This window comes from Opitutia bacterium ISCC 52, assembly GCA_014529675.2.
GTDB lineage: Bacteria > Verrucomicrobiota > Verrucomicrobiia > Opitutales > UBA2995 > UBA2995.
Genome location: CP076040.1, coordinates 1,992,178 through 2,010,842, shown reverse-complemented (window position 1 = coordinate 2,010,842; position 18,665 = coordinate 1,992,178). Strand labels below are relative to the sequence as shown.

General features: G+C 45.6%; 16 protein-coding genes. 10 read left to right on the top strand and 6 right to left on the bottom strand.

The features are described from left to right. Window positions 1-59: 59 nt before the first annotated feature. On the bottom strand, window positions 60-1,481 hold the full coding sequence (locus tag GA003_08545) for a PQQ-dependent sugar dehydrogenase (GenBank protein QXD29994.1): 1,422 nt from the start codon (window positions 1,479-1,481) through the stop codon (window positions 60-62). Window positions 1,482-1,622: 141 nt separating this feature from the next. Between GA003_08545 and GA003_08540 the strand changes: the two genes are divergently transcribed. Beyond that, entirely contained in the window at window positions 1,623-2,843 is a 1,221-nt protein-coding gene (locus tag GA003_08540) for an MFS transporter (protein ID QXD29993.1), read from the top strand. A 159-nt stretch (window positions 2,844-3,002) separates the two neighbouring features. Here the strand turns inward: GA003_08540 and GA003_08535 are convergent, their stop codons facing one another. Then, window positions 3,003-3,425, bottom strand: a complete 423-nt coding sequence (locus GA003_08535; GenBank protein ID QXD29992.1) for a DUF4399 domain-containing protein — start codon at window positions 3,423-3,425, stop codon at window positions 3,003-3,005. Window positions 3,426-3,508: 83 nt separating this feature from the next. Next, window positions 3,509-5,848, bottom strand: a complete 2,340-nt coding sequence (locus GA003_08530) for a M1 family metallopeptidase (protein ID QXD29991.1) — start codon at window positions 5,846-5,848, stop codon at window positions 3,509-3,511. Window positions 5,849-5,967: 119 nt separating this feature from the next. Between GA003_08530 and GA003_08525 the strand changes: the two genes are divergently transcribed. The 7 genes from GA003_08525 (at window position 5,968) to GA003_08495 (ending at window position 13,099) form a co-directional block, all read left to right on the top strand. Continuing rightward, window positions 5,968-6,852: a DUF4198 domain-containing protein gene (locus GA003_08525; GenBank protein ID QXD29990.1), complete on the top strand. Its 885-nt coding sequence runs from the start codon at window positions 5,968-5,970 to the stop codon at window positions 6,850-6,852. A gap of 379 nt (window positions 6,853-7,231) precedes the next feature. Next, on the top strand, window positions 7,232-8,113 hold the full coding sequence (locus GA003_08520) for a DUF4198 domain-containing protein (GenBank protein QXD29989.1): 882 nt from the start codon (window positions 7,232-7,234) through the stop codon (window positions 8,111-8,113). Window positions 8,114-8,353: 240 nt separating this feature from the next. Next, a complete protein-coding gene (locus tag GA003_08515) occupies window positions 8,354-9,310 on the top strand; it encodes a HupE/UreJ family protein (protein QXD29988.1) in 957 nt (318 codons plus the stop codon). A 35-nt stretch (window positions 9,311-9,345) separates the two neighbouring features. Further along, the gene (locus tag GA003_08510; protein QXD29987.1) at window positions 9,346-9,960 is read left to right on the top strand and encodes an AMP-binding protein; all 615 of its coding nucleotides are present in this window, start codon (window positions 9,346-9,348) and stop codon (window positions 9,958-9,960) included. Next, window positions 9,961-10,623, top strand: a complete 663-nt coding sequence (locus GA003_08505) for an AMP-binding protein (protein QXD30380.1) — start codon at window positions 9,961-9,963, stop codon at window positions 10,621-10,623. A gap of 107 nt (window positions 10,624-10,730) precedes the next feature. After that, window positions 10,731-12,173, top strand: a complete 1,443-nt coding sequence (locus GA003_08500) for an amidohydrolase (protein QXD29986.1) — start codon at window positions 10,731-10,733, stop codon at window positions 12,171-12,173. A gap of 11 nt (window positions 12,174-12,184) precedes the next feature. Next, a complete protein-coding gene (locus GA003_08495; protein ID QXD29985.1) occupies window positions 12,185-13,099 on the top strand; it encodes a dienelactone hydrolase family protein in 915 nt (304 codons plus the stop codon). On the opposite strand, the gene GA003_08490 is transcribed toward GA003_08495, so the two are convergent. The 3 genes from GA003_08490 to GA003_08480 form a co-directional block, all read right to left on the bottom strand. Then, the gene (locus GA003_08490; GenBank protein ID QXD29984.1) at window positions 13,100-15,664 is read right to left on the bottom strand and encodes a DUF3604 domain-containing protein; all 2,565 of its coding nucleotides are present in this window, start codon (window positions 15,662-15,664) and stop codon (window positions 13,100-13,102) included. A 239-nt stretch (window positions 15,665-15,903) separates the two neighbouring features. Beyond that, window positions 15,904-16,182 (bottom strand): DUF4976 domain-containing protein, encoded by a 279-nt coding sequence (locus tag GA003_08485; GenBank protein ID QXD29983.1) that lies wholly within the window; start codon window positions 16,180-16,182, stop codon window positions 15,904-15,906. After that, complete coding sequence (locus GA003_08480) at window positions 16,175-17,446, bottom strand: DUF362 domain-containing protein (GenBank protein ID QXD29982.1); 1,272 nt, start codon at window positions 17,444-17,446, stop codon at window positions 16,175-16,177. The genes GA003_08485 and GA003_08480 overlap by 8 nt, the downstream gene beginning before the upstream one ends. Before the next feature lie 405 nt (window positions 17,447-17,851). Here GA003_08480 and GA003_08475 point away from each other — a divergent pair, with 405 nt between their 5' ends. Together GA003_08475 and GA003_08470 are read left to right on the top strand one after the other, a co-directional pair. Further along, window positions 17,852-18,073 (top strand): hypothetical protein, encoded by a 222-nt coding sequence (locus GA003_08475; GenBank protein QXD30498.1) that lies wholly within the window; start codon window positions 17,852-17,854, stop codon window positions 18,071-18,073. Between the two features lie 3 nt (window positions 18,074-18,076). Further along, window positions 18,077-18,598, top strand: coding sequence for a hypothetical protein (locus GA003_08470; protein ID QXD29981.1), 522 nt, complete (start codon window positions 18,077-18,079; stop codon window positions 18,596-18,598). Window positions 18,599-18,665: the final 67 nt, after the last annotated feature.

Sequence of the window (18,665 nt, the reverse complement as noted above, 5' to 3'; positions counted from 1 at the left end):
AAGTGGCAACAACCGGAAACGAAGAAAGGAGTCTGGTAAACACGGTCAGATATGAATACCTATATTTCCGGTGTAAGTCGAAGAATGGCATGCGAATTATTCAGTACTACATAAATAGCGCCGTCGGGTCCTGTTTTAATATCACGAACACGGCCGTAAGTTTTCAAGATCACTTCTTCGGACAGTACCTTGGTTTCTCCTACCCGTAAGCGTTTAATTTCTTCAAATGCCAAAGCGCCGACTAGAATATTGTTTTTCCATTTTTTGAAAAGATCTCCGGTATAAAATTCAACCGCGCTCAATGCGGGTGAAGGTGTCCAATACTTGATAGGCTGCTCCATGCCTTCATACTCAGTCAATTCAGTGACTTTGCTCCCGTTGTAGTTGATTCCCCAACTAATAACCGGCCAACCATAGTTCTTGCCGAGCCCAAGGATATTCAGCTCATCACCCCCCATTGGACCGTGCTCTGTCGCCCAGATGGCTCCGTTATCAGGATGCTGATTGATACCCTGCATATTTCGATTTCCAATGGTATAAATGGCTTCTATGGCATCCGAATAACCAACATAGGGATTGTCGGGAGGAATAGAACCATCAGGGAAAATGCGATAGATTTTACCACCTGGTTTTGTCGGGTCTTGAACCTCGTCATTTCGACCCAGGTCACCAATTGAGAAATAGAGATATCCGTCACGATCAAATAACAAGCGACTTCCCCACCGAGTTCCCCGTGTCACATGTTCAGAATCCGGAAGAGCAAATATCACTTCTTCATCCATCCAATTGTGATCTTTTATTTTGCCACGGACCACGCGAGTCATAGCAGGATCCTCACGGGTGTTTGGATCGCCCAAAGAATGAACATAGGAAAAATAGATCCATCCATTGGTAGCATAGTCTGGATCGATCGCGATGTCATACATTCCACCATCCCCTTGCTGGAGAGGCTTGGGAGTCCCCTCAATCGGCTTTGAATTCAAAGCACCATCTACCATCCACAGCAAGCCTCCTCGCCGTTGGCTGATCAGAGCCCTTCGTTCGTCAATAAATTCAATGCTCCAAGGAGAGGAGGTAAATCCTTCCGTAGCTAATGGCTCCACTTTGACAACATAATCCGTCGTCACTAAATGCTTCGGATAAGCTCGCGACACATCAGGGGAAAGATCCTGACTGGCCAGTATATAATCGGTCAGTGCATATCCCTGATCAGAATTAAACACCTGAGACCAGGGAATCATATCCGAATTCGAAATACCATTCATGATGGAACGGTAGATCCGAACCCGATCTCTGCCATAGAGCCAATCCGCCTTTCTGAGTGGTGAGTATTGTGCCCCTTCCATGTTGATGCCATGGCAGGATGCACAATAAGTTTGATACAGCTCAGAGGCGTTGATTTCGGAGCTTTTCTTTTCAGTTACTGGGCTTTGTCCAATAACGGGTAAAGATGTGAACAGAAGAAGTATTAATCGCTTCATGAATCTAGGAAGACAGCGAGAACATTAACGAAGGAATCAGAACTATTAGGAAATTTTCAATCAATGGTGCATATTCTAACAGACGGGACGAGTTCTTTTGAGTTTGCCAATTGATCTCTAAACGAACTTGTTGGCAGCCGAGTGAGTGATCAAACCAGGCCACCAGACGCCAAACGTCAGCACATAGAGCAAGTCACGTATTTCTGGGACAGGATTCGGGGCATTTCTGCGGGTGTTAATGATGCTGTTTTCAGCACCTTTATTCTACTCATTGCCATCCGCGTGTTCGATGCATCCAGCACTCAAAAAAGTATAGTCGCTTCAGCCTTATGGGCAGGCATGTTTCTAATGCCTGTGTTCCTGTGGATGGCTTCCTACTTTAGACTTAGGTGCAATATCGCCTGTGTCATCTACACTTCAACGACGGCTGTCTGTTTTACCGCTAGTGTATTTGCTAAAACCACTGAATATTTCGTAATCGCAGTCACCATATCGATGATCATTGGGGTTCAGGGCTTCACGCTATTACCAAGAATTCTCGCCGAGAATTATCGACCCGAAATTCGAGGCAGAAAAGTGGGCACTACGGTCATGATTGGAGGGATAGTGTTTTTAGTCTGCTCTTTGTCTTTCGGCTACCTAATGGATGCCAGTTTGAGGAATTACGTATGGGTTCTGGCTTCAGCTGCAGCCGCTTATTATCTGGTTGCATTTTGTTACTTCAATTTACCATCCCCTAGATTGAGACGACCTAAAAGCCGTTTCCCCTACCACACGGTTCAGCTGTTCTGGAAAAACACACATTTTGCCAAGCTTTCGCTTCTCTGGTCATTACTGGAATTGGGAAACTACATAATGCTCCCCATTCGAATGGAGTACCTGGCAAATGAAATATATGGAATAAACTTAACTAACAGCCAGATCACCTGGTTATTTGCTATACTTCCGATGACCGTTGCTTTGATAAGTAGTCGGACTTGGGGAAGGCTATTTGATCATTTTCGCCTGGAATCAACTCAGGCCATCATGGGTGGACTCATGATCGTTAGCACCCTGCTCTTTTTCTTCACTACCAATTATTGGATCATGCTTTTGGCGATGGCTATTTTTGGCCTCTCGATGGGCGCGCAGAAAGTCCACAATCACTTATGGATTACTAAGGTTGTTCCCAAGCACACCATCGCAGACTACATCAGCGCGTTTTCACTGCTCAACGGTTTACGAGGTATTTTAGCTCCTGTATCAGCTTATTGGTTACTAAGTGTGCTACAGCCGAACCAATCGGCCTACGTAGCCGTATTTGTCATTGCTGCTGGCACAGCCTGCTTACTGCTAGCCCGAAGATCAACTGCAAGGAACTAAAACCCAGAATTCGGCCGACCGAAAATACCATTCGCCCAAACGCTTAAAAAAATTGAGCTGCCGTGCAACAAGCTGAAGGAGCCAATGGACTTCAATCCAGAAGTCTAATCCAAAGACTTTGCGAACCTTGAGTTGAGGGGATGTTTGTCCAAAACTATCCTACTTTACGTGGATAGTAATCTTTTCCGACATCACAGGTGGGTTGTGAGGCAAATGGATCTTATCGGCAAATACCAGCTGAAGCGTATGCTTACCTGGAGATAATTCCAAAACGGTTTCAGTCTGGCCTTTTCCAAAATGCACGAGGTTTTCAGATGCTGCCAAAGGCAAATTGAAGTCAGGGAGCTCATCCATGTCGATAAGCAGGTGATGATGACCCGTATCTGGAAGATCGATACCAGCTGGAGCAATACCCATGCCTTTTAAGCCAAAGCGTACTGTCAATTTCTCTTTAACTGACTTACCGTCTTTAAGGCCGATAAAATACACCTTAGCTCCTTTTGGTGAGGGAGTTTTTGGCAAGTCGGCAGCAAAAACTGAAGTTGAAAACGCGAGTAGAAGGATAGCACTTAGTAGTTTCATAAAATGTATTTAGAAAGATTGATTCTACTTTGGAGCATATGTTCCTTAGTTTTGAAAGCAAACTAGAAAAACTAAGAACCTCATCAGTCCTCCTTATCTTCAGCCGGATATAGCTCCAGTCGCATGGGGTTTAGGGGCTTTTTCTTTTTCTTGAGCAAATACCTACCCTCTTCGATTTCTGGTGGATATTGATTGTTTTTCAAGTTGGCGTCCGCAAATGCGTTATCCCGGTCCAGAGTCATACGAACGACCTCCTTGTCAGACAGGAAAGGTATCTTAACCACCTCATCATCATAACGCCAGACCTCGACAGGCACCTCAAGCCTGCGGGAATCTCCCTTTTGGAACTCGATATCAAAAACCAATGGCATGACCATTCCACCCTTGTTTCGCACGGAGATGACGTAGGCTAGGTCAGCGAAATCTAGCAACTCCTTCTGCCAATCCTCTAGCTTCTCGATGGTCTTTTCGTAGCTTCCAATTTCCGCACCTGTAGCCTCAAATTTGTCGTAGGTTGAATACCAATCCTGAAGATGACTGTGCTTATCGGCCACAGTATCTATTTCAGCAAGGAAGCGTTCGTAGGGAGTATCAGGTATGGCTTCCTCTTCTTCCTTGCTTAACTGCTTACTTGTTTTCGGGTTCCCATCGTCGAGCCGATAAACATTCACCGATTCAAGCTCCATATCGACATGATCATTTCCATAAAACCAACCACGCCAAAACCAATCCAGATCCACACCACTGGCATCTTCCATCGTGCGAAAGAAATCGGCAGGAGTCGGACGCTTAAAGGCCCAGCGTCGGCCATATTCCTGAAAAGCAAAGTCAAAGAGTTCATGTCCCAGAATACTCTCACGTAGTAAATGCAATCCCAAGGATGGCTTAGAGTAGGATTGGAATCCTCGAGACGTTTGCAAATCAGCCGAGACCATAATGATGGGGTCATCGGAGCCAGCCATGGTCCGGACGGTTCTACGATCTCCCAGAAGATTACTCTCCTGAAGTCGCTTATCCATTAAATTGCCAGCCCGATAATCGACATAGCTATTCAAACCCTCATCCATCCACATCCAATTCCGTTCATCATTATTTACGATCATGGGAAACCAATTGTGCCCAACTTCATGAATAATGACTGAGATTACATAATTGCGGTGACCTTCTGGATAAGTTCCCTTGCCGTCTATATCCCGTGACGTTTGGAAGGAAATCATCGGATATTCCATGCCTCCTTCAGGACCCCAGGCAGACCAGGCCACCGGATAGGGATAGGGAAATACAATTTCAGAATAGACACGGAGTGTGTGCGCTACCGCTTCAGTAGAATAACGCTTCCAAATGGGAACGGCTTCGGCAGGGTATACACTCATCGCCATCACTGTTTTTCCATCCACGTCTACCCCCATGGCATCCCATTGATAGGCACGAGATGCACCAAAAGCAAAATCCCTCACATTCTTTGCGACGAACTTCCAGGTTTTTTGAGAGCGCGGCTTATCGCCGATCTTTTCTTCCGCTTCTTTCGCGGTCACGATATCAACCGTACGAGAGCTATCTCCAGCGTATTCCAAACGATCCAGCATAGAGGCGCTCAATACCTCTGAAGCATTCGCCAATTCTCCAGTGGCAGCGACGATGTAATCACTCGGAACCGTAATTTCTACTTCGAAGTCACCAAACTCCAAAGCAAACTCACCCTGCTTTATGTAGGGCTTTACCTGCCAACCTTGCTGGTCGTAATAGGCGCAGACTCTCGGATACCATTGGGCAAGGTGATAAACATGCTCCCCGTTTTTCAGCTTTCGTTTTCCATGCCGGAAATCGAGCGCTTCGTCTACAATCGAAAATGACCACTCAATGTTAAAAGCAAAAGAAGCTCCTGGAGTTAGATCATTCTCCAAATCGATCCGCATGTTAGTGCCAACGACCGAGTAATCCAGGCTTTCGCCATTCACTCCGCTTACGGATTTCAGTTCATACCCACCTTCAAATTGCTGATTATAGAGAAACTCCCTAAAACCTTCATACTCTAATTCGGCGGGTTTACCGGCAACAGACTCCATATTGGGAGCCTGCATACTTCGCTGACGAATTGAATCTACAGCCAGTGCATTCTGGTCCAATTGCACCCAGATGTAACTCAGCGTGTGCGGAGAATGATTGGTATACTCTATCGTCTCCGATCCATGAATACGGTGATTCTGCTCATCGAGCTCAACAAGGATCTTGTAGTTTGCTTCCTGCTGCCAATAGGCAGGCCCGGGCGCTCCAGATGCTAATCTTGATTCATTGGGAGTTGGTAGCATTTCACCTAATTGTTCAAACAACTCCGCTTGCTTACCAAGCGAATTAGATACGAAAATGCTGAGAAAGAGAAAGGTAAGGAATCTAGCCCTGAGAAGTTGTGATGGAACTGACATTGATAATAGAAGGCATTTGAAGTTGGCAGCGAAACTTTTCTAAATGACCCTAAAAAGTCAATTTATCCCAATCTCGCCTTTGATTTCGACCTAAATCCACAGGAAATATCACGCTCCGTATGCCATTTCATCCCACGCACCCATTCTTCATTTCTTCGCTCTTCATGATTGCTGGAAGCCAAGTCCTCATGGGGCATGATCTATTCCTCAGACCGGAATCTTACCAGGCAAAGCCGAACGATCCATTAAAGGTCATGGTACTAAACGGTTCTTTTGCCGAGAGCATCAACCCGATATCCGCCAGAATTGTTGAGGAGATTCTTATCAAAGGAGCATCTGACGTCACTTCAAACTCAAAAGACACTTGGGACGAAACAAAATCTGAAACGAGCTTTTGGCGCAGGTTTTTAGAATCGAATTCAATTAACCTCAAACACACCAATTCATTCGACGCAGAATTCCCGACCCATGGAACTTGGTCTCTTGGAGTTTCCCTACATCCATCGAGAATAGCGATGGAACCAGAAGAGTTTTTGAACTACCTCAAAACGGAAGCTTATTGCGAAATCAACTTAGCCGACTACGGGATAATCGATGAAGATGACTTGGTAAGAGAGCGTTACATCAAAAACGCAAAGACCATCATTCAGGCTGGCAACAGGCACTCAGAGCAAGTCACTCAGCCACTAGGCCAAAAGGCCGAAATTGTCCCCCTGACAAATCCTTTTGATGCTAAACCTGGCGATATTCTAAGATTCAAGATACTTATCGATGGACATGCAGTTGAAGGGCAAACCGTTGCAGCTGGCAGATTACAGGACAGTGACGAAAAAACGGATGGAGACCGGGTCATACTAACTTCGAACGCCTCAGGAGTTATCGAGCTGCCGGTGACCCAATCTACTGTATACTGGCTCAAATTCATCCACCTTCAGCCTGCTCCTGAGGAAGATACAATGGACTTTAACTCGTTCTGGGGTTCGTTGACCTTCGAGGTGCTTTAGAATTCCAATAAAGCTGATTCGACGACGTCTCAGCTCCTATACAGGTGGGGAACTCCACCTGGGCCCGATACCTGAATCGCAGGCTTTAGTGTATTTGAAGTTACAAGTTTCACCCAAACAAACTAATAAGACAATTTAATCGAATATCATGCTCTAGATGAGATGCTTAGAAGATTTTTAGCCAAATTCCATCATTTAATGGCTGCGAATCAATTTTGAATCAGATATATGGTTTACTCTATAGATCTGTAGGGGGATACCTGATTAATTGAATCGCCCAAAATATAGTAAACTTCTGCCATAAGTCTTCTTACAGCATTTTAATGAAGATGTGATGTCCGTTTTACCCATCATCAGGAAACACTTCCAATAACCACATATGCTAAGGTCTACTCATATACTACTATTCGTCAGCATATGGATTAATTCGCTCCAAGCCCACGAAACTTTCCTTCGCCCCGATAAACACAAAATTGAACCCGGGGAAGCTTTGGGTATGACTGTGGTTACGGGTACTTTCGATCGGAGCGTATTTCCTCAGCCTATCACGACGGTTGATAAACTCAAATATCACTCGGCGAACGGCACTTACGACGTAGATTATAGCGATTGGAATAGCACCAACAGTACGTCAAAGATCTGGAGATTCAAAGAACGCGTGGCCTCTAAACTAGGCGGAACAGATTTAAGAGATACCAGCTCATTCTCATTTACTCCCCAAAATGCAGGAACGCTGATTGTGGGTATAGACTTCAAGCAAGAGCGCATTGCTCAGGATTACGAAGCATTCAATAAGTACATAACAACCGAGGCTCACTCAGATCTGTCAGCTGAAGTGCTGGGCTTCAACGAGCCTTCAGATATAATCGTCGAGGGCTATACGAAAATCGCAAAAACGATCATTCAAGTAGGTGACGAATACACTGAAAACGTTACACAACCCATAGGTCAGCGAATAGAAATCGTACCTTTAATGCATCCATCACGTACCAAAAAAGGCGATACACTTAAATTACAAGCCCTTCACCTTGGCATCCCCCTACAGAACCAATCGATCCTTGTTAGCAGAAAACCGGGAGCATTGAAGAAAAGTATGGACTTGATTACAGTATACAAAACCAACGATGCAGGGATTATCGAATTCCCAGTAACGGACTCAGGGATTTGGTGGGCAAACACAATTTTTCTCGAGCCAACATCAGAGAACCAAGATTTGAACGTATTATCCTTGTGGGGATCTCTGACGTTCGAAATCAATTAACAAATACCATTGCGAAAAATGTGGAACACGAAACTAAATACCAAATTCAGCAGGACATTCTCTAGGATTAGATGTTCAGCATTATCAAGCCCTCTTCTACTCGTCGGCATTCTCTTTTCGGGCAATTGCCTTTTTGCTCATCAACCCGGCAACAGTTCTCTTGTCCTGGAACATCAAGAAAACTCTACTTTCAAGGGAGAATTCCATGTAGCAAATGTAGATGTGGTATCCATTGATTTGATGCTTGAAGACACTCTGCTCCAAACACTTGGAGACAACGCCGTTTTTGATAAAAGTAGCCGAGGCATAACCAAGCTTCCTTTCTTGAAGATAGAATCGGACGGAGCCGAAGTTCCCTTTACGACTTCCTCGCCCGAACAAGTAACGACCGAAGATGGAGTCCACACCATGATCCCTTTCACTACGGGACCAGTAAATGTAGATGCCTTAAGGGTCACCTTCAGCGAATACTTCAAATTCGATCCGCAACATACGATTAACATTGAACTCGAGTTAGCCGAAGAATCGAAGGTTGGTATTATTTCTCTGGATAATAATTCCTGGAAACCAGCAGAAAGCGCTTTCGAACAATTCATTGTATTCACAATTGAAGGAGTTTGGCATATCTGGATTGGTATTGACCATATCCTATTTCTTATCGCCCTCCTTTTGCCATCCGTTTTGAGATTGGAAAAAGGGAAATGGGTTCCTGTTCTAAATTTTAAAGCTGCTTTCTATAACGTACTAAAAGTAGTCACAGCATTCACCATCGCTCACTCTGTTACCCTGACCCTAGCTACCCTAGACATTGTCACGCTCCCTTCTAAATGGGTAGAGGCAGTCATTGCACTCTCGGTCGTATTAGCTGCGCTCAACAACATATACCCCATGGTAAGTGATCGAGTTTGGGCAGTTGCACTGGGATTCGGCTTCATTCATGGATTTGGGTTTGCCAATGTATTGGCAGACCTGGAGCTACCGACTGGAACCCTCGCAATCGCATTATTCAGCTTTAACATAGGAGTCGAGATCGGACAACTAGCCATTGCAGTTGCCTTCTTCCCTCTTATTTTCTTGCTGCGAAAACAGGCATTTTACCAGCCCATAAAATTACGACTGGGATCAGCCGTCATTGGGGTCATTGCCTCACTTTGGATTGTGGATCGTGTCTTCGAACTCGAATTTATGCCCTTCTAAAGCTATACTTTTTTTCGGATCGAAAACCATAGGATATGGCTGGAAAAACAATTAAGCTTTCTGAGATTTTAGAGGGACTGAGGAGTGAATACTCTGATTGCTGCCTACATGAGTTAATTGCCAAAGCAAGCAGACAGCACCCAGATTCTATTGCTGTGCTTTATGAGGGGTCTTCGCTTACTTACCAGGAGCTTGAAACCAGGGCATCGATCCTTTCTTCCAATTTGCTAAAACAGGGGGCAGGTCCCGAAATAATCATCCCAATTTGTTTAGACCGCTCACTTGAAATGATTGCTGGGATCTATGGCATCCTAAAGTCGGGGGCAGCTTATGCACCCATTGATCCAAAATTTCCACAATCAAGAATCGATTACATTCTGAAGGATCTAGACTCCGATATAGGAATAACAACGACTCCACATCTTTCCAAGTTTGAGTCTATCGAAACAAAAATAGATTTACTAAACTTACCTGTACAAGTGGAGGTCGATGGGAAAACTGAATGTCAACAAGTAACCCCAAACAATCTTGCCTACATCATCTACACAAGTGGATCTACAGGTAACCCCAAAGGAGCCTGCATAGAACACAGGAATATAGTCTCATATATTTATGCCCTTTGCGACAGGTTGTCAGTGAGGAGTCCTTAGATTCATGCACTTGCATCTTCCATTGCAGCAGACGCCGGCAATGGACCCATTTTCTCAGCACTGACAACTCGAGGAGCCCTGCATATTCTCTCAGAAGAGCAAACAACCAATTCTCAAAGGTTTGTCGAATACCTAGAGACATATCAACCAGACACCCTGAAGATAGTCCCCTCTTTGTTGGCTACCCTGCAAGGAGACCTAAACCCAGGACAGGTACTCCCAACGCAAGTGCTAACTCTCGGAGGAGAATCCTCCAAGCGAGAATGGGTAGTTGCCTGGAAAGAAGCCGCCGCTGGGTGTGAAATATTCAATCACTATGGACCCACCGAAACCACCGTCGGCGTTGCGACCTTCCAAATCGCAGATGAGATTCCGCAAACCGAAAGCAATTCTTTGCCAATCGGAAAAGCTCTAAACGACACCCAACTCTATATCGTAAATGACAAAATGAAAATCGTCACAGACGGTTCACCCGGCGAATTGCTGACCGGAGGCAGTTTAGTTGGGAGAGGTTATTTAAACAATCCCGAAAAAACAGCGGAAAGTTTTATCCCAGATCCATTCTCAAAAAAGATGAATAAAACGAATACTCGAGATCCTAGACCGGGAATCACGTATTCAGATATGGGTCAAGTTGAGCAAAGCTTCTATCAACTCAGCTAGAAGCTCAAAAACCTGGTGATTTTATAGAAGGCAATTGAATTTCCAATATTGCCCCCATCTACGATTACCATCATAGTTAGAGTTTCATAAATTCTATCATATCAACTATGCCCTTAAAATCGCTTATCGTTGTAGTTTCACTATTTGTTGGATCCTTTGCATATCCCGTTTTAGGGGATACAGATAAACTGAAGAGCCAACTGCAATTATCAATTGATCAATCTTCAGAGAAATATGCAGAAATCGCTCACAAAATATGGGAGTTGGCTGAAGTCGGATACCTCGAAACGGAAAGCTCCCAACTCCTTCAGAAAGCTGCGGAGGAATCTGGATTTTCAATCAAACAAGGAGTTGCCGACATACCCACTGCATTTGTGGCTACATACGGCAGCGGGAAACCTGTCATAGGTATCATGGCTGAATTTGATGCCCTACCCGGCTTATCTCAAACAGCTACTACAGAACGCGACCCACGTATTGATGGAGCTGCAGGCCATGCATGCGGACACCATCTGTTTGGCGCCGCTTCACTTGCAGCAGCGGTTGCGATTAAAGAACAGATTCAAACCGGAGAACTAAAGGGAACCATTCGACTCTACGGGACCCCCGCGGAGGAAGGTGGTTCAGGAAAAGTTTATATGGGTAGAGCCGGTCTCTACGACGATATCGATATCATGCTACATTGGCATCCCAGTTCATCCAACAATGCTTCTGCAGCAACATCTCTGGCAAACAAGTCAGCAAAATTCCGATTTTACGGTGTCGCCGCTCATGCAGCTGGCGCACCCCATAAAGGCAAGTCCGCACTGGACGGAGTTGAAGCGATGAACTACATGGCCAACCTCATGCGTGAACACGTACCGGAAACAACACGTATTCATTATGTGATTACCAAAGGCGGCGAGGCTCCCAATATCGTTCCAGAATTTGCTGAAGTATTTTATTACATCCGACATCCCGACTATCATGTGGTCAGAGAGTTATTTGAGCGACTCGTCTTGACAGCTGAAGGAGCCGCAAAGGGAACGGGCACTGAAATGGACTACGAGGTAATTCATGGAAACTACAACTTACTCCCCAACGAAACTTTAGCGTCCATGATGCACGATAACCTGCTTAAAGTAGGCGGCGTCCACTATTCCAAGGAAGAAACCGCATTTGCTGAAAAACTCTACAAAACCCTGGTACAACCGGAACAATCGGTTGGAGCAGAAAAACAGCTTGCAGAATTAAAACTAAACCACGGTCGAGGTTCAACTGACGTAGGAGATGTAAGTTGGTTGGTCCCTACAGCAGGACTAAGAACCGCTACCTGGGTTCCGGGCACCTCAGCCCATACCTGGCAGGCAGTAGCTGCAGGAGGAACCAGCATAGCTCACAAAGGCATGATCAATGCGGCCAAAACCTTGGCAATGACCGCAGCAGATCTTTATCAGAATCCAAAACTTATTAAAGCAGCCCGAAAAGAATGGAACATGGCTCGCGGCCAAGACTTTGATTACTACCCACTCTTAGGGGACCGCGATCCCCCACTCGATTACCGTAAATAAAATATTCAAGCATGAAACTCTTACTTAGGCTCCTACTCTTTATACTACTTTCAGCATCCATCACCTTCGCCCAGAATCGGGCAGGCAATAAAGGTGCAGGTATTCCTCCTGAAGTTCTTAATACTTATGAGGCCCTTGATTTCAAAGGAATGCCCTATAGATTTCTCCTACCGGATAATTATGACCCTAAGCAGAAATACCCTCTCATTCTCAACCTTCACGGAGCTGGTGGCGTTGGAGATGACAACGAATCTCAAATGCGTAATTGGACTGAAGTCTTTGTCGATCAGTCATGGCGTAAAAAATATCCCTGTGTAGTAGTTGCTCCTCAATCGAGGAGTTCCTGGGCTCTTTTTAATGAGAAGATTCCCAAATTTTCTACAGAGGAGATCAGAAACTTTTCACCGGGATGGAAAGCACTTTTTGAAAGCGGACGCTATTCGTCAGATGCGGTATCAACTGGAAGCCTAACCATGGCCTTCCTTCTTATAGAGCAAATCGCCCGTGATTATTCCATCGATACCAAACGTATTTACGTCATGGGACATTCTTTGGGTGGCATAGGAGCCTGGAATGCTATTTGGGCGGAACCCAATAAATTTGCCGCAGCTATTCCAAGTGCCGGCGGGTTAATGCCTTTCAAAAATATGAGCGCGTTAAAAAGCACACCCATTTGGGCCTTTCACGGCGACGTTGATCCCGTCGTGCCGTTTGATTTTTCCAGCTCTATTTTCGAGAAAATGAAGAAACAGAATGGGAATATGAAGTTCACCATCCTCAAAGACGTGAAACACAACGCCAGCAATTTTGCTTTCTACTACAAAGGTGATAACCAGGAAAAAGGTTACATCACCCACATGAGCAGCGATCGCTGTGATCCTACACCTAGTGTATGGGATTGGTTATTTAGGCAGAGGATTAAGTGATCACCGAGTCGCCACTCCCCCCACCCAGATGGGACTCGACCAAGCCATGGCATCGTTGGCCTGAACGACACGGACGTAGTAATAATCACCTTGCATTTGGCTTTCGTCGGCCAGAGCAAATTCAACGACCTTTTCACCTGTGTTAATGACCCGTCGAAAGGTTACTCGATCCCGATAGACATCCAAAGGAATCGCTTTGCGGGCTTGGCCTTTTTTCAGGTCATCGAAAGACAAAGTAACCGAGGCTCTACCAATTCTGGCGGCGGGTCGAAATCGAGTTGGACTCCCCTGCTCTCTAGCAGGATTGAAACTCAGCTTCACCTGCGCACCGCGTTGGATGTTCGCTAGCTTCAATTTTATAGAACTGGTATCACCCCGCGTTCCCGTGGCGAATAATAGCGCATTCATTTTGTCAGGATCCCGCTCCAGATTACTCACCTCCGGATGAAGGAAATCGCTTCCTTCAAAGGAAAGAATATCTGCCCCTTCTATTTCCAAACGGCCATTCCATCCACGTGTTCCTCGCGGATTATCTTGCGGGTGCATAGGAAAGGATTCGCTGGAAAAGGTAATGTAGAATTCTTCCTCATCCACAAAGTTGCCCGACTTAACCGTTAGGTAATCTTTGTGCCAAATTTCTTCGTCGTTTTTGACAACCGTAATCGAGCTGATGGGTACCGTTCCGATGACCTTGCCTTCGATCTTTCTATTTTTCTGAAAGGGAATCCGCTGTCCCATGCCCTGATTATTTATTGAGACATCGAGAATAATTTTATCACCACTGGTCGCATACGCCTGCAATGACTTCATAGCATCAAAAATACCATCGCGTGATTGATCATTCGTTAAGACTGCGGCCAAACCACCTCGCTGAGAATGATAGTTACCTGACGGAGCGGTATAACCTGGTTGACTCAGGTGATCATCGCTCGCCGCAATAAACCCGACTTCGTGCCCATGATTCAAATACATACGACCAAACCATTCAAAGGTGCCGTGCTTGGACATTATTTCAACCAAGGTCTGCAACTCAGGATCACTCTGACGATAATCTCCTGCCTGGTGTGCATGAGGAATTACCAATACGTCTTTCATCGAGAAGTTCTCGCGCAGCCCTTGGTATAGACTGGAAAGCGTTGGATAGATCTGGTTGGGGATCCGGAAATTATTGTCGGGCGTTCTAAACAGCACATTGTGATGACCACCGAATCGATTTTGAGTCGTCCACTCATAGCCGAGGTAAGCCACGAACCGTCCTGGCTCCGAATAGTCCTTTACGTTGGCTACCAGCTCGTTCCACTCAAAATCATCCATCCAGATATCGTGCTCCGAATGGGTTACAAACTCCAGCCGAGCATCCTCCTTGGCCCATTCCATAAATCGATCCGGCGTACCTATCCCTTCAGCAAACCCGGAATGACCATGGGTGTCTCCCCAAGCAATTTTGGTGGCTGTCTCGGAAACGAGTATCGGATTCCCGGCCCCTTCAATAGATCCATCCTCCGAAACTGCAGTGACATGATAGACACCGGCCTTTTCGAATGCCTGATTCGCAATCACCGTGATCGCCTGGTCCGAAGCACTGACCGTTTGCCATAACTTGCCGTTAGCGTAGACCTTAAATCCTGGAATGGGTCCCTTGGCACGGTTGTAGAATAAATCCTGAGCCCTAACCGAAATATCAAAGGTTTCACCCGGTCGAACCACAGAAGGAGCAAACACATGAACGCCTGCGATCTCCGATCCACTCACAGCAATAGGTTGAATCGGCAAAGCGTAACAATGATCACTGCCATCGAAATCGACATACAAAGGAACCGGTAAGAAATCCGTTGAAGCGCTCCCCATCAGTAAGCCACGACCTCCTCCTGATCGATCACCATAGGTAACCGTAACCACATCCCCTGGATTCAGAGTTCCTTTTTCCACTCTAAAAATAAGCGCCGGGGCCGTACCGCGAAAGGCTCCATGCATTCCGCTCATCGGGAAACCAGCATTCTGAAAGGATACGTCCGGATTCGAACTGCTTATCGAGATATAGTTATCACCAGAAGGATCATCCACTTGGTAAGGACCGTATCCTGGCATGAAGTGCCTGGCGACCAGAATCCCTCCACCTTTCTCAATCGGCTTTGATCCGACATGAAATTCCTGTTTAAACGTTACATAAGTCCTGGCTTCGAAGGGGCCTAGATCAGCCACCACTTCTCCAAGCGCATCGGGCTCCTCATCTACTAAAGTAAGTTCCTTCACGTAGTAGTCTATTGCCGTTGCATTCCTTCTTGATGGAACTGTAGGAAGCACCGGCCGAACGGCGGTCGTGAGATTCACTGGCAGAAATCCCCCTGAAAGCGCATAAGCATTGGACCAGTCCCATAAAATTCTGGCTCGCGGTGTGTAGGTTCGTGGAGTGGTTGGATTTTGCTGAATAGATTGCTTCAACTGCTCAACCTGTTGTCGCAACTCAGGAGTTAAGTAATCCTGGTTGGCCATCTGAGCCGATAACGAATCGTCCAAGAAAATCGCAGATAAAAAGGCAAAGAGAAGTAACCGTGTCGCTGTCACCCCATCAGCATCAGAATATTTACCAGGACTGACAAGCTTTCTTATTTTATGCGTTCAGCAATTAATTTGTAGGAGCTGCTTTAGCTGCGAATCTGAGAAATCAATTTAACCGCAGATGAACGCAAATGGACTCAGATAACTCAGAATTTTGTAACTTTGTATTCCAGTATTCATGCCGGCAACACTTCGGTTGTGTTTTTATGATTACATAAAGTCGCAGCTAAAGCAGCTCCTACATTTTACTCCAACCAACGCACAAGATCAGGATCCTCTAATCCAGGATCGTTTGTCAGGGTGAGCCATTCCTTCAACTCAACCGTAAGTTTACTCACAACCGATTTATAGCTCGCTTCCGAGTAATAGTTCGTCAGCTCATTCGGATCCTTTTCTAGGTCAATCAGCCAGGGCATTTCGTTTATACCGATTACCAGTTTATAGCGATCTGTGATAGCCGCCAACCAACTAGATTGAGTAGTTCCAATACTAAACTGAATAAAGGACCATGGGGCTCTAACCAAGGGATTTTACTTCTGGAAGCATTCCATGCTCGTCCAATGGCAACGGTCGTGGCTCCACTATAATTTCCAAATTATTTCTCTCCCGAGCTTCATCCAGATAGGCGACCGAACATTCCAGCTCCGATACATGAAGCGTATCCTGAATCCACATCAGCTTGGCATTTTCAGGATCGGTCAATCCGATGAGAGGTAGAGCGTTATCGAGTACTTCGCTGTCTGTCGGATAATGGATGGGAATCGCTGCTCCAGCGGCTTCTCCGCCCGTCAAACAATTGATGCGCGTAATCTTCAGGTCTATCTGATCAATCGCTCTTGTGAGCGAAAACTCAACATTACCGACTCCACATCCATTCCCATGAGTTTCTTCAGTTAAACCACGCATGCCAATCAAACGGGTTTGTGGAATCTCTTTTGGACCTGATTTATGATAGCCGTCTTTTCTACCCACTACATTGGTATCAAAACCGGTTCCACTGATGTTTTTCCCGATTTGGTCGATCAACAGTAAATCGATCTGGTCGAAAGGAAGACGAGGCAGCCAACTTCTTGCCAATGCCAATAGTTCTTTCTCCTCTTCTTCAAAATCTTCCGGGGCGACCGCTTGCAGCTTACCCGTTTCATCATAGGCGTTTTCAACAATGGCCAGTCCAGCCACTACACTGCATTTAGCGAGCACTTCGCGCCCTACGCTTCGTACAATCTGACCGAATTCAAAGTCCTTAATCGCACGATGATAGATCTTGGCACCGTTGTGCTTACCAAGACCGATAAGCATCATTTTCATGAGCCCGCTTTGGATATCACCAAAGAAATTGGTATGAGGCTTCACCCGACCACATACAATTACGTGATCCGCCTCAGAGGCATGTTTATCAAAGTGAACCGGAAACCCTTCAGCAGCTTCGCAAACAATGATCGTCTCCATGCTAGCCTTGATGGGGCAGCCACAAAAATCTTCGGTAATACCGTAGCCCTCAATGATACCGCGCTGTCCTTCTGGCGTTCCACCCCCATGACTTCCCATAGCCGGAACAATGAATGGGCTGCCGCCCAAGCTTTTCACATGATCCACAATGCCCTTGATCACCAAATGGATGTTGGCGATGCCGCGGCTACCCGCGGTGATCGCTACCGTTTCGCCAGGTTGAATTTTTTTACCTAAAGTGAGGCTCGATAGCTGAGCATCTACTTCAGCAGCAATATCCTCAACAAGAGGGCGTTCAAAGGTTTGGCGGACACGAAAAATATCTGGGTATTGAGACATGAGTGTATTCTTTAAAGTCAGTTCGTTGGATTATGAGCGAGGATTAAAACAGTTTATATGGCCTAGCCAATCTTTGTTTTTGAGGCTCAGTGATGGAGGGCTAACAGGGGCGTTTTATTTGAACAGAAGGAAACGGAGAAAACGGAGGAGCCAGCAGCGACGTACTTTTAACCGCTAATCTGCGCTTATTTTCGCTGATGTGGTTTAATAAGAATCAGTCATAGAATGAAAAATTTAACTTTTTTACCTTGGTTATCTTCTGTTTAATTTCCCACATTCAGATACTCCTACGGATGCAAGATGCTTAGTTTAAGCCTTCATCCTTCCGCCATCAGCCTCTAAATATGTTGTTCAGGTTCTGCTTCGCAGCCCGGTCTTGTCGCTTCGCTCGGAACTCTTATAAAAGTGCCATTTATTCTCCGCTACCTACGCCATATGGAACTCAAGCAAAAGGCAGGGCGATACCTCCTCTACGCTATCGGGGAAATTTTCCTCGTCGTGGTGGGCATTCTCATCGCCTTGCAGATCAACAACTGGAATGAAGGGCGAAAGCAGGAGCAACAGCGCTTGGAAGTGATAGGGAATCTTAAACGGGATTTTGCTCTAACTTTCGAAGGAACCAGTTAAACATTGGAACAACTAGAAACTATCACAACCAAGTTTGAAGAATTTCTTGAGGCCGCTGGTAGCAATCATACAGACCTCAGTGCCAAAGAACTAAGGACCATAATTGAAGCTGCACTAAAAACAATCGAATATCAGCCCGTTCTTGGTACTTTAAATTCAGCTCAATCAACCGGCGAGATTGGTCTTATCAAGGATTCTGTATTCATCAATTTAATCGCTAGGCTCGAAAGCCACCTCCGAATTTGGAATGACCTTTCTCGAGTATTTCGAGATCAGCGTTTGCTGCTTCAACAACCACAGCTGCGAAAAAAGTTCGGTAGCTTAAGTGGAACCATAAGGACCTCCACGCACTTTAATCCACCCAGATACGCTCTGTCAGAGGAGGAATTTTTTGAAATCATTTACGACAAAGAAGTTTACGCAACATTTGAAACTTTTCATATCTTAAGAATCGCGAACGCCAGCACTCTTAATAAGATAAAGAAAACTACGAAAGAAATACTCACCCGACTGGAGGAAATTTAGTGTAGCACAGGGTTCCTAGCCTTTGTAACCGCAACAAATAAACACTGGCTGGGAAGCCTGATACTAT